This is a genomic window from Streptomyces sp. NPDC101181, assembly GCF_044767975.1.
GTDB lineage: Bacteria > Actinomycetota > Actinomycetes > Streptomycetales > Streptomycetaceae > Streptomyces.
The window spans coordinates 48,824-62,060 of record NZ_JBIWOX010000021.1 but is presented as its reverse complement, the minus strand read 5'-3'; the positions used below and the strand labels follow the sequence as shown (position 1 = coordinate 62,060).

Annotated in this window: 12 protein-coding genes; 6 read left to right on the top strand and 6 right to left on the bottom strand. The window is 72.2% G+C overall.

What is annotated here, in order from left to right:
- Positions 1–2: 2 nt before the first annotated feature.
- From alaS to ACIRRU_RS25985, 3 genes are read right to left on the bottom strand one after another with little or no spacing between them, the layout of a single operon-like run.
- Complete coding sequence (gene alaS, locus ACIRRU_RS25995; protein ID WP_403684337.1) at positions 3–2,672, bottom strand: alanine--tRNA ligase; 2,670 nt, start codon at positions 2,670–2,672, stop codon at positions 3–5.
- The gene (locus ACIRRU_RS25990) at positions 2,672–3,016 is read right to left on the bottom strand and encodes a DUF6167 family protein (protein ID WP_403684335.1); all 345 of its coding nucleotides are present in this window, start codon (positions 3,014–3,016) and stop codon (positions 2,672–2,674) included. The genes alaS and ACIRRU_RS25990 overlap by 1 nt, the downstream gene beginning before the upstream one ends.
- Before the next feature lie 7 nt (positions 3,017–3,023).
- A complete protein-coding gene (locus ACIRRU_RS25985) occupies positions 3,024–3,500 on the bottom strand; it encodes a DUF948 domain-containing protein (protein WP_363202460.1) in 477 nt (158 codons plus the stop codon).
- Positions 3,501–3,713: 213 nt separating this feature from the next.
- Here ACIRRU_RS25985 and ACIRRU_RS25980 point away from each other — a divergent pair, with 213 nt between their 5' ends.
- A complete protein-coding gene (locus ACIRRU_RS25980; protein ID WP_403684334.1) occupies positions 3,714–5,930 on the top strand; it encodes an ATP-binding protein in 2,217 nt (738 codons plus the stop codon).
- Between the two features lie 17 nt (positions 5,931–5,947).
- Here ACIRRU_RS25980 and rpsD read toward each other — a convergent pair whose 3' ends face one another.
- Positions 5,948–6,562 (bottom strand): 30S ribosomal protein S4, encoded by a 615-nt coding sequence (gene rpsD / locus ACIRRU_RS25975; RefSeq protein ID WP_363202458.1) that lies wholly within the window; start codon positions 6,560–6,562, stop codon positions 5,948–5,950.
- A 191-nt stretch (positions 6,563–6,753) separates the two neighbouring features.
- Here rpsD and ACIRRU_RS25970 point away from each other — a divergent pair, with 191 nt between their 5' ends.
- Complete coding sequence (locus ACIRRU_RS25970) at positions 6,754–7,455, top strand: DUF2470 domain-containing protein (RefSeq protein ID WP_403684332.1); 702 nt, start codon at positions 6,754–6,756, stop codon at positions 7,453–7,455.
- A 36-nt stretch (positions 7,456–7,491) separates the two neighbouring features.
- Here the strand turns inward: ACIRRU_RS25970 and ACIRRU_RS25965 are convergent, their stop codons facing one another.
- Both ACIRRU_RS25965 and ACIRRU_RS25960 read right to left on the bottom strand, forming a co-directional pair.
- A complete protein-coding gene (locus ACIRRU_RS25965; protein ID WP_403684331.1) occupies positions 7,492–8,871 on the bottom strand; it encodes a replication-associated recombination protein A in 1,380 nt (459 codons plus the stop codon).
- A 61-nt stretch (positions 8,872–8,932) separates the two neighbouring features.
- Complete coding sequence (locus ACIRRU_RS25960; RefSeq protein ID WP_363202455.1) at positions 8,933–9,571, bottom strand: vitamin K epoxide reductase family protein; 639 nt, start codon at positions 9,569–9,571, stop codon at positions 8,933–8,935.
- Positions 9,572–9,707: 136 nt separating this feature from the next.
- Here ACIRRU_RS25960 and ACIRRU_RS25955 point away from each other — a divergent pair, with 136 nt between their 5' ends.
- The 4 genes from ACIRRU_RS25955 to ACIRRU_RS25940 are packed head-to-tail and all read left to right on the top strand — an operon-like array spanning position 9,708 to position 13,211.
- On the top strand, positions 9,708–10,565 hold the full coding sequence (locus ACIRRU_RS25955) for an ABC transporter ATP-binding protein (RefSeq protein WP_403684330.1): 858 nt from the start codon (positions 9,708–9,710) through the stop codon (positions 10,563–10,565).
- On the top strand, positions 10,562–11,371 hold the full coding sequence (locus ACIRRU_RS25950; RefSeq protein ID WP_403684328.1) for an ABC transporter permease: 810 nt from the start codon (positions 10,562–10,564) through the stop codon (positions 11,369–11,371). The genes ACIRRU_RS25955 and ACIRRU_RS25950 overlap by 4 nt, the downstream gene beginning before the upstream one ends.
- On the top strand, positions 11,329–12,594 hold the full coding sequence (locus ACIRRU_RS25945) for a sensor histidine kinase (RefSeq protein WP_403684326.1): 1,266 nt from the start codon (positions 11,329–11,331) through the stop codon (positions 12,592–12,594). The genes ACIRRU_RS25950 and ACIRRU_RS25945 overlap by 43 nt, the downstream gene beginning before the upstream one ends.
- A complete protein-coding gene (locus ACIRRU_RS25940; protein WP_403684325.1) occupies positions 12,591–13,211 on the top strand; it encodes a response regulator in 621 nt (206 codons plus the stop codon). Before ACIRRU_RS25945 ends, ACIRRU_RS25940 begins: the two co-directional genes overlap by 4 nt.
- Positions 13,212–13,237 lie beyond the last annotated feature (26 nt).

Sequence of the window (13,237 nt, the reverse complement as noted above, 5' to 3'; positions counted from 1 at the left end):
CGTCACGCCGTCTCGGTGACGAGGCGTTCGACCGCGGCGACGGCGTCGCCGATGGCGGCCGGGTTCGTGCCGCCGCCCTGGGCGACGTCCGGCTTGCCGCCGCCACCGCCGCCGAGGGTCTTGGCGGCCGTACGGACGAGGTCACCGGCCTTGAGGCCGCGTTCGCGGGCGGCCTCGTTGGTGGCGATGACGGTGAGCGGACGGCCGCCCGCCGTGGTGAACAGGGCCACGACGGCCGGGCGGCCGCCCTGGATGCGCCCGCGCACGTCCAGCACCAGCTTGCGCAGGTCGTCGGCGGAGGTGCCGTCGGGGACCTGGCCGGTGACGAGAGCGACGCCCCGGACGTCCTGGGCGGACTCGACGAGCCCGGCGGCGGCCGCGAGGACCTTCTCCGCGCGGAACTTCTCGATCTCCTTCTCGGCGTCCTTCAGCTTGCCGAGCATGCCCGCGATCTTCTCGGGCAGCTCCTCGGGGCGGCCCTTGACCAGCTCCTGGAGCTGGGCGACGACCGTGTGCTCCTTGGCGAGGAAGTTGTACGCGTCCACGCCGACCAGGGCCTCGATACGGCGCACGCCGGAGCCGATGGAGGACTCGCCGAGCAGCTTCACCAGGCCGAGCTGGGCGGTGTTGTGGACGTGGGTGCCGCCGCACAGCTCCTTGGAGAAGTCGCCGATGGTGACGACGCGGACCCGCTCGCCGTACTTCTCGCCGAACTCGGCGATGGCGCCCTGCTTCTTGGCCTCGTCGATCGACATGACCTCGGCCTGGACGTCGAGTTCGCGCGAGAGGACCTCGTTGATCTTCTGCTCGACGTCGGTGAGGACCGTGCCGGGAACGGCGGCGGGCGAGCCGAAGTCGAAGCGGAAGCGGCCGGGCGAGTTCTCGGAGCCGGCCTGGGCGGCCGTCGGGCCGAGCGCGTCGCGCAGCGCCTGGTGGGTGAGGTGGGTGGCGCTGTGGGCGCGGGCGATGGCACGGCGGCGGGTCGCGTCGATCGAGGCGAGGACGGGGGCCCCGACCGTGACCTCGCCGACCTGGACGACGCCCTTGTGGACGTGGACGCCGGGGACCGGCTTCTGGACGTCGCGGACCTCGATCACCGCGCCGGTGTCCAGCCGGATGCGGCCGGTGTCGGCGAGCTGGCCGCCGCCCTCGGCGTAGAAGGGGGTGCGGTCGAGGACGACCTCGACCTCGTCGCCCTCGGTGGCGGCGGGCGAGGGGACACCGTCGACCAGCAGGCCGACGATGGTGGACTCGCCCGCGACGCTGGTGTAGCCGGTGAACTCGGTGGCGCCGGAGGCGTCCGCGACCTCGCGGTAGGCGGACAGGTCGGCGTGACCGGTCTTCTTGGCGCGGGCGTCGGCCTTGGCCTTGTCGCGCTGCTCCTGCATGAGCCGGCGGAAGCCGTCCTCGTCCACCGAGAGGCCCTGCTCGGCGGCCATCTCCAGAGTCAGGTCGATCGGGAAGCCCCAGGTGTCGTGGAGCAGGAACGCCTTGTCCCCGGCGAGGACCCTGCCGCCCGCGGCCTTGGTCTCGGTGACCGCGGTCTCCAGGATGTTGGTGCCGCCCTTGAGGGCCTTCAGGAAGGCGGCCTCCTCGGCGAGCGCGACGGTCTCGATGCGCCCCCGGTCGGTGATCAGCTCGGGGTACTGCTCCCCCATCGTGTCGATCACGACGCCGGTCAGGTCCTTCACGACCGTGCCGGTGGCGCCCAGCAGGCGCATGTTGCGGATGGCGCGGCGCATGATGCGGCGCAGCACGTAGCCGCGGCCCTCGTTGCCGGGGGTGACGCCGTCGCCGATGAGCATGACCGACGTACGGATGTGGTCGGCGACGACGCGGAGCGAGACGTCCGTGCCGTGGTCGGCGCCGTAGCGGACGCCGGTCAGCTCGGTGGCCTTGTCCATGACGACGCGCAGGGTGTCGGTCTCGTACATGTTCTGGACGCCCTGGAGGATCATCGCCAGGCGTTCCAGGCCGAGACCGGTGTCGATGTTCTTCGACGGCAGGTCGCCGAGGATCGGGAAGTCCTCCTTGCCGTCGCCCGCGCCGCGCTCGTACTGCATGAAGACCAGGTTCCAGATCTCCACGTAACGCTCGTCGTTGACGGCCGGGCCGCCCTCGACGCCGAACTCGGGGCCGCGGTCGTAGTTGATCTCGGAGCAGGGGCCGCAGGGTCCGGGGACGCCCATGGACCAGAAGTTGTCCTTCTTGCCCAGGCGCTGGATGCGCTCGGCGGGGACGCCGATCCTGTCCCGCCAGATGGCCTCGGCCTCGTCGTCGTCGAGGTAGACCGTGATCCAGAGCCGCTCGGGGTCCAGGCCGTAGCCGCCGTCCTCGACGGAGTTGGTCAGGGCGTCCCAGGCGAGCTGGATGGCCCCTTCCTTGAAGTAGTCCCCGAAGGAGAAGTTGCCGCACATCTGGAAGAAGGTGCCGTGGCGGGTGGTCTTGCCGACCTCTTCGATGTCCGGCGTACGCACGCACTTCTGCACGCTGGTGACGCGCGGGGCGGGCGGCTTGACCTCGCCGAGGAAGTACGGCTTGAAGGGAACCATGCCCGCGGGGACCAGCAGCAGAGTCGGGTCGTCCGCGATGAGCGACGCCGAGGGGACGGCGGTGTGACCGCGCTCCTCGAAGAAGCTCAGCCAGCGGCGGCGAATTTCAGCCGACTCCATCAGTGGTCCTCATTCCGGTTGTTCGTTTTGTAGGGGAGCTTGCGGTGCGTGGTGTTCGCGGGCGGTTCGGCCGCTTCGACGGCGTAGTGCCGCTGTACGGGCAGGTCATGGTCGACCGGGGCCTCCAGGCCGAGCGCCCCGCCCAGTTCGGCTTCGCGCCGGACCATGCCGTCCCGGACGTCGAGGGCGAAGTCCTTGAGCTTGTGGCCCGTCTCGATCGCCTTGTCCGCGGCCTGGGCCGCGAGGCTCTCGGGGGTGAGCTGCCGGATCTTGCGGTTGACCTTGGTGGTGGCCCAGACGCCGGCGGCTGCGCCGGCGGTGAACCAGAAGGTGCGGCGGAACATCGCTCGATCAGTCCTTCTGTGCGCGGGGGTTTCGGCGGTCGCGCCTGCGTCCGCGCGCCGAGGGCACGGTCCGGCCGACGATCACCGTACGGCGGGCGGCGGAGCGGCCGCGCGCCGGTTCGGGCTCGGGCTCGGGTGCGGTGCGTCGGCCGAGGGCCTGCCGGACGCCGTAGCCGAAGGCGGCGACCTTGACCAGCGGTCCGCCGAAGGTGGAGGCGACGGTGGTGGAGAGCGCGGAGGCGTTGGAGGTGACCTCCTGGACGTCGCTCGCGATGGCGTCGACCTTGTCGAGCTGGGTCTGCGCGGAGCGCACCGTCGCCGAGGCGTCGGCCAGCAGCGGAACGGCCTGGTCGGTCACGTCCGCCACGAGTTTGGTGGTCGCCCTGAGCGTCTGGGCGAGCCTCACCAGCACCACGGCGAGGAACGAGACCAGGATCGCCCAGAAGACGGCCACGAGAATCCCGGCAACCTCTCCACCGGACACTGTGCACCGCTCTCTGCTCGTCGATCGGCCCCGGAGCCGGGGCCTGTCTCCGTCGGTACGGCCGGGTCCCGCGCTCCCGCGCGCACCCGGTCGTCGTCCCACGAGCCTATCGCGCCGCGCATCTCCTCCCCTACCGCATTCTCCGCGGGCTGGGCGGGGTGTGCGCCGACGAGATTGTACGGAGAGCTTTCAAGCCAGTACCCTCCGTGTTTCATGCGACACCCGCAGGACTCCGGTCCTCAGCCCGACGCCCCGGACGGCCGCCGCCCGGGGACCTCCGGCGATCTGCCCGCCGAACTGAACCGGTTCGTGGGGCGCGGACCCGAACTGGCCGAGCTGTCCGGGCTCCTGGAGGAGTCCCGGCTCGTCACCGTCGCCGGAGTGGCCGGCGTGGGCAAGACCCGGTGCGTCACCCGGCTCGCCGCCTTGGTGGAGAAACGGTACTGCGACGGGGTCCGCCTCGCCGATCTGTCCACTGTCCACCATCCCGGCCTGCTGGAACACGCCCTGATCGACGCGCTCGGGCTGACCGACCACACCACCAGAACGCCGCGCACCACGCTCGTCGAGCACCTGTCCGGCCGCCGGACGCTGCTGGTGATCGACGGCTACGAGCATCTCGTCGAGGACTGCGCCGCCCTCGTACGGGAACTGCTGCGCCGGGCCCCGCGCCTCCAGGTGCTCGCGGCCGGGCGCTGCCCCCTCCGGGTGGACGGGGAGCGGACGTTCCCGCTCGCCCCGATGTCCGACGCGGACGCGGTGGAGCTGTTCACCGAGCGCGCCCGTGCCGTGCGGCCGGGATGGGAGCCGACGCGGGAGGAACAGGCCGTCTCGCTGGAGCTCTGCCGCCGCCTCGACGGCCTTCCGCTGGCGCTCGAACTGGCCGCCGGGCGGCTGCGGGCCCTGTCGGTGGACCAGGTGCTGCTGCGGCTGGACGACCGGTTCCGGCTGCTCACCGGCGGGCACCGGGGGGCGCCGCACCGTCACCAGACGCTGCGGACGGCGATCGGCTGGAGCCATGAGCTGTGCACACCGGAGCAGCGGCTGCTGTGGGCCCGGCTGTCGGTGTTCGCGGGACAGTTCGACCTGGAGGCGGCGGAGTACGTCTGCGGCGGACCGGATCTGCCCGCCGAGTCGGTGCTGGACGTCCTGGACGAGCTGCTGGCCCAGTCGGTGGTGGAGCGCGAGGACGGGGCGGCCGGGGCCCGTTACCGGCTGCTGGACACCGTCCGCGAGTACGGGGCGGAGTGGCTCGTGGCGGCCGGGGACGCGCCCCGGCTGCGGCGGCGGCACCGGGACTGGTTCCTGGGGCTCGCGACCTGGTGCGAGCTGGACTGGTTCAGCCCCCGGCAGGCGGAGGTGGCGGCCCGGGTCGACAGCGAGCTGCCCAACCTGCGGCGGGCGATGGAGTACTCCATGGAGAGCCCCGACGAGGTGCGGCTGGCGCAGTACCTGGCGGGCACGCTGTGGTTCTACTGGGCCGGGTGCGGGCGGCTGTCGGAGGGCCGGCACTGGCTGGACCACGTCCTGGAGGAGCCGGCCCCGCACGACGCGGCGCGGCTGAAGGCGCTCTGGGTGCTGGGCTATGTCGCGGTGCTCCAGGGGGACGCGGTGGGCGCGATCTCGGCGCTCCAGGAGTGCCGGGAGGAGGCGGAGCGCTCCGGTGACGCGACGGCGCTGGCGTACGCGGTGCACCGCACGGGCTGTCTGGCGATCGTCACGGACGACATGCCGCGCGCCGAGGAGCTGCTGCGGGACGCACTGGGCCGCTACCGCGAGATCGGCGAGCTGAACAGCAACGTCCTGATGGCCCAGGTCGAGCTGGCCATGGCGGTGGCGTTCCTGGGCGACCTGGACGCGGCGGCGGTCATCTGCGACGAGGTCCGGGAGATCTGCGAGGACCACGGGGAGCGGTGGACGCTCGCGTACGCGCTGTACGTCCTGGCGTACGCGGCGCTGAAGCGGGGAGCGCCCGCGCGGGCGCGGCAGATGCTCGGGGAGTGCCTGACGATCGGCCGTACCTTCAACGACCTGCTGGGCACCGTGCTCTCGCTGGAGCTGCTGGCCCTGGTGACCGCGGAGGAGGGGGACGCCGGGGAGGCGGCGGTGCTCCAGGGCGCGGCGGAGCGCCTGTGGCCGTCGGTGGGGCTCCCGCTGTTCGGCTCCGCGTACTACGGGCGGCCGCGGGTGGAGTGCGAGGAGCGGGCACGCCGGGAGCTGGGGAGCGCCGGGTACGAGGAGGGACTGCGGGCGGGCCGGCGGCTGGACGCGGACACCGCGGTCGAGCGGGCGCTGTCCGGTGGCGGGGGGCCCGGGGCGCCGGACGCGCCGGGCACGGGCGGGGGCCCGGGGCCGGGCGGGGCGGCCGGGGGAAAGCGAAGGCCCGCCGCCTCCCGGACGACCGGGAGGGGCGGGCCTGAGCGCTGGTGAGAGCGGCTGCGCCCGGATCAGCGGGCGTAGTACTCGACGACGAGCTGCTCGTCGCAGATCACCGGGATCTCCTTGCGGTTCGGGTCCCGGTCCAGGCGGAAGGCCAGGGCCTTCAGGTTCACCTGGAGGTAGCGGGGGGTCTCACCCTCGGTGTCGTAGCCACCCTCGCGGGCCACCTGGAAGGGGACCTTGGTGCGGCTGCGCTCGCGGACCTGGACGATGTCGTCGGGGCGCACGCGGAAGGAGGGCTTGTCGACCTTGCCGCCGTTGACCTCGATGTGGCCGTGGACGACCATCTGACGGGCCTGGTAGATGGTGCGGGCGATGCCCGAACGCAGGACCAGGGCGTCGAGACGGCGCTCCAGCTCGACGACCAGCGCCTCGCCGGTCTTGCCCTCGGCCTTCTTGGCACGGTCGTAGGCGCGGGCCATCTGGCGCTCGCTGATGTCGTACTGCGCACGCAGGCGCTGCTTCTCCAGCAGACGGACCTTGTAGTCCGAGTTCTGCTTGCGGCCACGGCCGTGCTCGCCCGGCGGGTAGGGGCGCGCTTCGAAGTACTTGACAGCCTTGGGCGTCAGGGCGATGCCGAGGGCACGCGACTTCTTGACCTTGGGACGCGACTGGTTAGGCACGTTCTCCAGACCTCCGTTGTAGGTTAGGTTAGGCTTACCTTACTCAAGGAGATCGCATGTCTCGCCCTGGGAACACCACTCACGTCACGGACAGCACAGACAGCGGCAGCACCTCTTCAGAGGGTGCTGCTACGACGGAAGGCCGATCTGATCGTGGTCAGCCGCGTCCCAGCGGGCTTGAAACCACTCGGATGCCGTCAGCAGCCGAGCGCACACGAACTCTCGTACAGAGTACCTGCTCCGCACTGCTCCTCGTACCCGGGCTCGATCTGGCCCGTTCCGAGCACCTGATCCCGGACAGCCGGAGCGTGGGTCCCGAAGGTGACGTGTTCCTGGAATTCCCCGCGGACTCCCCGGCCGTACGGGCCGCGACGCACGCCCAGGGCGACGAGCTGACCGCCGTGCTGGAGCTCACGGACGTCGCCCCCGTCTCCGTCCCGCACCGTATCCGCGGCCGCGCCCGGGTGTCCGGCTGGCTCACCTCCGTACCCGGCATCGCGCGGCCCGGCCGGATGATGCTGCGCCTGGAGTTCGGCGAGGCCTACGTGGACGACCTCTGGGGCGCCGAGGACATCGAGCCGGAGGACTTCCGGGACGCGGCGCCCGACCCGCTGGTCAGCCACGAGGTCGAGCTGCTCCAGCATCTGCACGCCGCCCACGACGAGCAGATGGGCACCCTGTGCGAGCTGCTCGGCGAGCGCACCGCCCAGGCCTGCGCCCACCGTCGGCCGAGCGCCGTGCCCGTGGCGCTGGACCGCTTCGGACTGCGGGTCCGCTTCATCGAGAGCAAGGACGCGTGCTTCGACGCCCGCTTCGAGTTCCCCGAACCCGTGCGGGACGTCACCGGGCTGCGCCGGGCCATGCACACCCTGTTCGAGGCGGCCTCGCACTGACCCGCACCCGGAACCGGGACGGGTGACCGGGTCCGGTCAGGGCGTGCCCTCGGTCCGTTCGCCGTCGCCGGTGCGGCCGAGCCGCTCACGCACCCGGTCGACGACGTCCGCGTACCGCGCCTCGGCGCCGTAGCGGGTGGGGGTGTAGTAGTGCCGGTCGCGGACCGCGTCCGGGGCGTACTGCTGGGCGGCGATACCGCCCTGGACGTCGTGCGGATAGACATAGCCCTGGGCGTGGCCGAGCTTGGCGGCGCCCTTGTAGTGCCCGTCGCGCAGATGCGCCGGGACGGGACCGGCGAGCCCGTCGCGGACGTCCTGCTGGGCGGCGGAGATGGCGAGCGTCGCCGCGTTGGACTTGGGGGCGAGCGCCAGGGCGATGGTGGCGTGGCTGAGGGTGAGTGCCGCCTCCGGGAAGCCGATCATCGCGACGGCCTGGGCCGCGGCCACGGCCGTGGGCAGCGCGGTGGGGTCGGCCAGGCCGATGTCCTCGCTGGCGGAGATCATCAGCCGCCGGGCGATGAACCGCGGGTCCTCCCCCGCCTCGATCATCCGGGCCAGGTAGTGCAGGGCGGCGTCGACGTCGGAGCCGCGGATGGACTTGATGAGGGCGCTGGCGACGTCGTAGTGCTGGTCCCCGTCGCGGTCGTACTTCACGGCGGCCCGGTCGACGGTCTCCTCGACCGTCTCCAGGGTGATCCGCTCCTCGTGCTTGGCCAGTGCCGCGCCCGCCGCCGCCTCCAGTGCGGTCAGCGCCCGGCGCGCGTCGCCGCCCGCGATGCGCAGCAGGTGGTCCTCGGCGTCCTCGGGCAGGGCGACCGCGCCGCCCAGGCCGCGGTCCTCGGTGAGCGCCCGGCGCAGAAGGGAGCGCAGGTCGTCGTCGGTCAGCGGCTCCAGGGTGAGCAGCAGGGAGCGCGACAGCAGCGGGGAGATGACCGAGAAGTACGGATTCTCCGTGGTGGCGGCGATGAGGGTGACCCAGCGGTTCTCCACGGCGGGCAGCAGCGAGTCCTGCTGGGCCTTGGAGAAGCGGTGGATCTCGTCGAGGAAGAGGACGGTCTCCTTGCCGAAGCCGCCGGTGGCGCGGCGCGCGCCCTCGATGACGGCCCGCACCTCCTTGACGCCCGCGGTGATCGCGGACAGCTCGACGAAGCGCTTGTTGGTGGCCTTGCTGACCACGTACGCCAGGGTCGTCTTGCCGGTGCCGGGCGGACCCCACAGGATCACCGAGGAGGCGCCGGCCGGGCCGCCGTCCCCCTCACCGACGAGCCTGCGCAACGGGGAGCCCGGCTTCAGCAGGTGCTGCTGGCCGACGACCTCGTCGAGCACGCGCGGACGCATCCGCACAGCGAGCGGGCTGCTGGACGGGTCCTTCTCCTGGCGGTCTTCGGCGGCTGCGGTAAAGAGGTCGGGCTCCACGTCATGAAGCCTAAGCGACCCCGCCGACAGTGCCCCGGGCGCACCTGCCGGACGAGCCCGCTCAGCTGGTCCAGAAGTCCCACCAGCGGGTCAGGATCAGCATGCCGATGATCCCGGTCCACATCACCGGCAGCACCCACGGGAACTCGGTGAGCCCGTTGCGCAGCCAGGCGGGGGCCGGAAGGACGCGGTTCCTGACGTTGTGCGTGGTGACGTAGCAGAACATGACGATGGTGGCGACCCAGGCCAGGCAGCACCACAGGCAGAGCGAGTTGATGTTGTACAGCGACTGGTACTGGAGCCAGGTGCAGAAACCGACGCCGAACAGCATCCCGGCGTTCAGCCCCAGCCAGAACCAGCCGCGGTAGCGGGCCCCGGCGAGTAGGGACACTCCGATGGCGACGACCATCCCGTAGGTGACCAGCCCGAGCATCGGGTTGGGGAACCCGAAGGCGGACGCCTGTTCGCTCTTCATGATGTTGCCGCACGCGACGACTGGGTTGAGGCTGCATCCCGGCGTGAAGGACGGGTCCTCCAGCAGCTTGAACTTGTCGATGGTGATGACCCAGGAGGACAGGAGCCCGGCCGCGCCGGTGATCACCAGGAGCAGGGCCAGACCGCGCCCGGCCCCGAAGGTCCGCTTCCGGCCGCCCTCGTCCTGGTCGGAGGAGAGGTCGTGGTCTACCGCTGCAGTCGTCATATCGCCGTTCCGTCACCGAGTGGTCAGCCGGGCACGGTCATTGTGCCGCACCCCCGTACGGGTCAGCCGTTCGATGGACATAAAGGTGTACGCCCGGTGGGCGGGGAACGGGCCGCCGCGCGGAATGCTCGGCTCCATGACGGAACTCGTGGTGAACGTACGCGGTCTGCGCAAGCGGTACGGCGACCTGGTGGCGCTGGACGGCCTCGACCTGGACATCCGGCCCGGTGAGGTGTGCGGACTGCTCGGCCCCAACGGCGCGGGGAAGAGCACCTGCGTCGGTGTCCTCCAGGGACAGCGGCGCCGGGACGGCGGCAGCGTCCAGGTGCTGGGAGCCGATCCGGCGACCGCCGGACGCCGCTGGCGGTCCCAGGTCGGAATCGTCTGGCAGGATGAATCCGCGCCCGCCGAGTTGACGGTACGGGAGACGGTGCGGCATTTCGCCCGCTACTACCCCCGGCCGCGCGACCCCGACGAGACCATCGCCCTGGTCGGTCTGGAGGCGAAGGCCTCCTCCCGGGTCAAGGCGCTCTCGGGCGGGCAGCGACGGCGCCTCGATGTGGCGCTCGGTGTGATCGGCGGTCCCCGGCTCCTCCTCCTCGACGAGCCGACCACCGGCTTCGACCCGGCGGCCCGGCGGCAGTTCTGGCAGCTGATCCGGCTGCTCGCCGACGGCGGCACCACCATCCTGCTCACCACGCACTACCTGGAGGAGGCCGAGGCGCTCGCCGACCGGCTGGTGGTCGTCGCGGCGGGCACCGCCGTCGCCGAGGGCAGCCCCGAGGCGCTGCGCTCCCGGTACGGCGCGCGGGCGACGGTCCGCTGGACGGAACCGGACGGCACCCCGTGCTCCGAGGAGACCGCCACCCCCACCCGTACGGTCAGCGCGCTCGCCGGACGCTTCGGCGGGGAGGTACCCGGGCTGCTGGTCACCCGGCCCACGCTGGAGGACGTCTATCTGCGCCTCATCGGGCAGCGGGAGGAGGACCGATGAAGGAGAGCCTTCCCGGGGTCTGGGGACTCGGAGCACTGCGCGGCGGGCTGGAGCTGAAGCAGTTCTTCCGCCAGCGGGACCAGGTGGTCTTCGCCTTCGCCTTCCCCGTCGTCTTCCTGGTGCTGTTCGCCTCGATCTTCAGCGGCACGCTGGAGGGCACCGACGTGCCGCTCTCCCAGCTCTACGTCGCCGCGATGCTCGGGGCGGGCATCATGGCGACCAGCTTCCAGTCCCTCGGCATCTCCATCGCGGTCGAGCGGGACGAACGGCAGCTGCGACGGCTGATCTCCACCCCGATGCCGCCCGCCGCCTACTTTCTGGGCAAGGTGTGGCTGGTCCTGGTGACCGGCCTGCTGGAGGCGGCGGTCCTGCTGCTGGTGGGGGTGGGTATGTTCGGTCTGCGGCTGCCCACGGACGTGCTCAGCTGGCTGACGTTCGGCTGGATCTTCCTGCTCGGCGCGGCCGCGTGCACGTTGCTGGGCATCGCCATCAGCAGCGTCCCGCGGTCCGGCCGGAGCGCGGGGTCGGTGGTGATCCTGCCGTTCCTGGTGCTCCAGTTCGTCTCCGGCGTCTACATCCCGGCGAGCCAGCTGCCCGACTGGATGCTGAATCTCGGTGCGCTGTTCCCGCTGAAGTGGATGTGCCAGGGTTTCCGTGGGGTGTTCCTGCCGGATTCGGCGGCGGCGCTGGAGCAGGCGGGAGGCTGGGAGTTCGGCCGGGTCGCCCTGGTGCTGGGCGCGTGGTGCATCGGAGGGTTGCTGCTGTGTCTGCTGACGTTTCGCTGGAAGAGCCCGCGCGAGGGCTGACCGGGGCGGACGGAGCACGCGACCTGGACGTCTGGGTCCGGTCCCTGCGCCCCTGGGACGCGTACTTCGCCGTGGTGTGGGGGGTGACGCTCGCCGTGGTCCTCGCCGCCGCCCAGCCGTCCTGGCCGGTGCGGGCGGTGGCGGCGGGGATCGTGGCGCTGAACCTGCCCTGGTACGTCCTGGCCGGGCGGCCCGCCATGCTGGACGACTCGGGGAACGGGCGGCCCGCGCGCCGCTACGTGATCGGGGCGGTGCTGCTGTTCCTCCCCGCCGCGATGCTGGTGAACGAGAGCCAGCTGGTCACGTTCGCGCTGGCCCCGCAGTGCTTCACGCTGCTGCGGCTGCGGGGTGCGCTGTGGGTGCTGGGCGTCATGGGCGCGGTGCCGTTCGCGGGCTGGACGCTGCTGTGGCGGCCCTCGGTGGGCGAGGCGGTCTTCCGGCTGCTGCTGGCGGTGGCGACGTTCGCGTTCAGCGCGTTCCTGGGGCAGTGGATGATGCGGATCATCGCGCAGAGCCGGGAGCGGGCCGCGCTGATCGCCGAGCTGGAGGCGGGCCGGGAGGAGATCGCCCGGCTGTCGGCGGCCCACGGGGCTCTCGCGGAGCGGGAGCGGATGTCGCGGGAGATCCACGACACCCTGGCCCAGGGCTTCACCAGCCTGCTGATGCTGTCCCAGGCCGTCGAGTCCGAGCTGGACCACGATCCGCCGCAGGCCCGCAGACACGTGGCGCTGATGACCCGGACCGCCCGGGAGAACCTGGCCGAGGCGCGGGCGCTGGTGGCCGGGGGCTCCCCCGCCGATCTGGCCGGCACCTCACTGGCGGAGGCCCTGCGCCGGCTCACCGAGCGGCACACCGCGCAGACCGGGGCCCCGGCCCGGCTGATGGTCACCGGCGAGGTCGGGCCGCTGCCGACCGCGTACGAGGTGGTCGCCCTGCGCGCCTGCCAGGAGGCCCTCGCCAACACCCGTAAGCACGCGGGCCCCCGCGTACCGGTGACCGTCCTCCTCGGGTACGCCCCGAACGCCCTGACCCTGTCCGTACGGGACGAGGGGTGCGGCTTCGACCCCCGGGCGCCGCGCGCGGGTTACGGTCTCGACGGGGTACGGGCGCGGGCCGAGGAGGCGGGCGGCAGCGCGGAGATCCACAGCGCTCCGGGCTCGGGCGCCTCGGTGACGGTCACCCTGCCGCTCCCACCCGACACCTCCCGAAGGAGCACCCCGTGATCCGTGTCCTGCTGGCCGACGACCACCCCGTGGTACGGGAGGGGCTGCGCGGGATGCTGGAGGCCGAGCCGGACCTCGACGTGGTGGCCGAGGCCGACAGCGGGCCCCGGGCCGAGGCCCTGTCCGCCGAGCTGCTTCCGGACATCGTGCTGATGGACCTGCGGATGCCGGGCGGCGGGGGCGTCGAGTCGATCCGCCGGATGCGGGCGGCGGGGCTGCCCTGCCGGGTCGTCGTGCTGACCACGTACGAGAGCGACGGCGACATCCTGAAGGCGGTGGAGGCCGGGGCGTCGGGCTATCTGCTCAAGGACCTGGGGCGGGCGGAGCTGGCGGACGCGATCCGGGCGGCGGCGCGGGGTGAGACGGTGCTCGCGCCGACCGTGGCGACGAGGCTGGTGGACCGGCTGCGCGGGGTCCCGGAGCTGCCGCGGCTCTCCGAGCGTGAGACGCAGGTGCTGCGGCTGGTGGCCCAGGGGTGCACCAACGCGGAGATCGGGCGGAAGCTGTTCATCGGGGAGTCGACGGTGAAGACGCATCTGCTGCGGGTCTTCGGCAAGCTGGGCGTGAGCGACCGGACCGCCGCGGTGACCAGTGCCATGGGGCACGGACTGCTGTGAACGCGCGGGGCAGCGCGCGCGGCAGG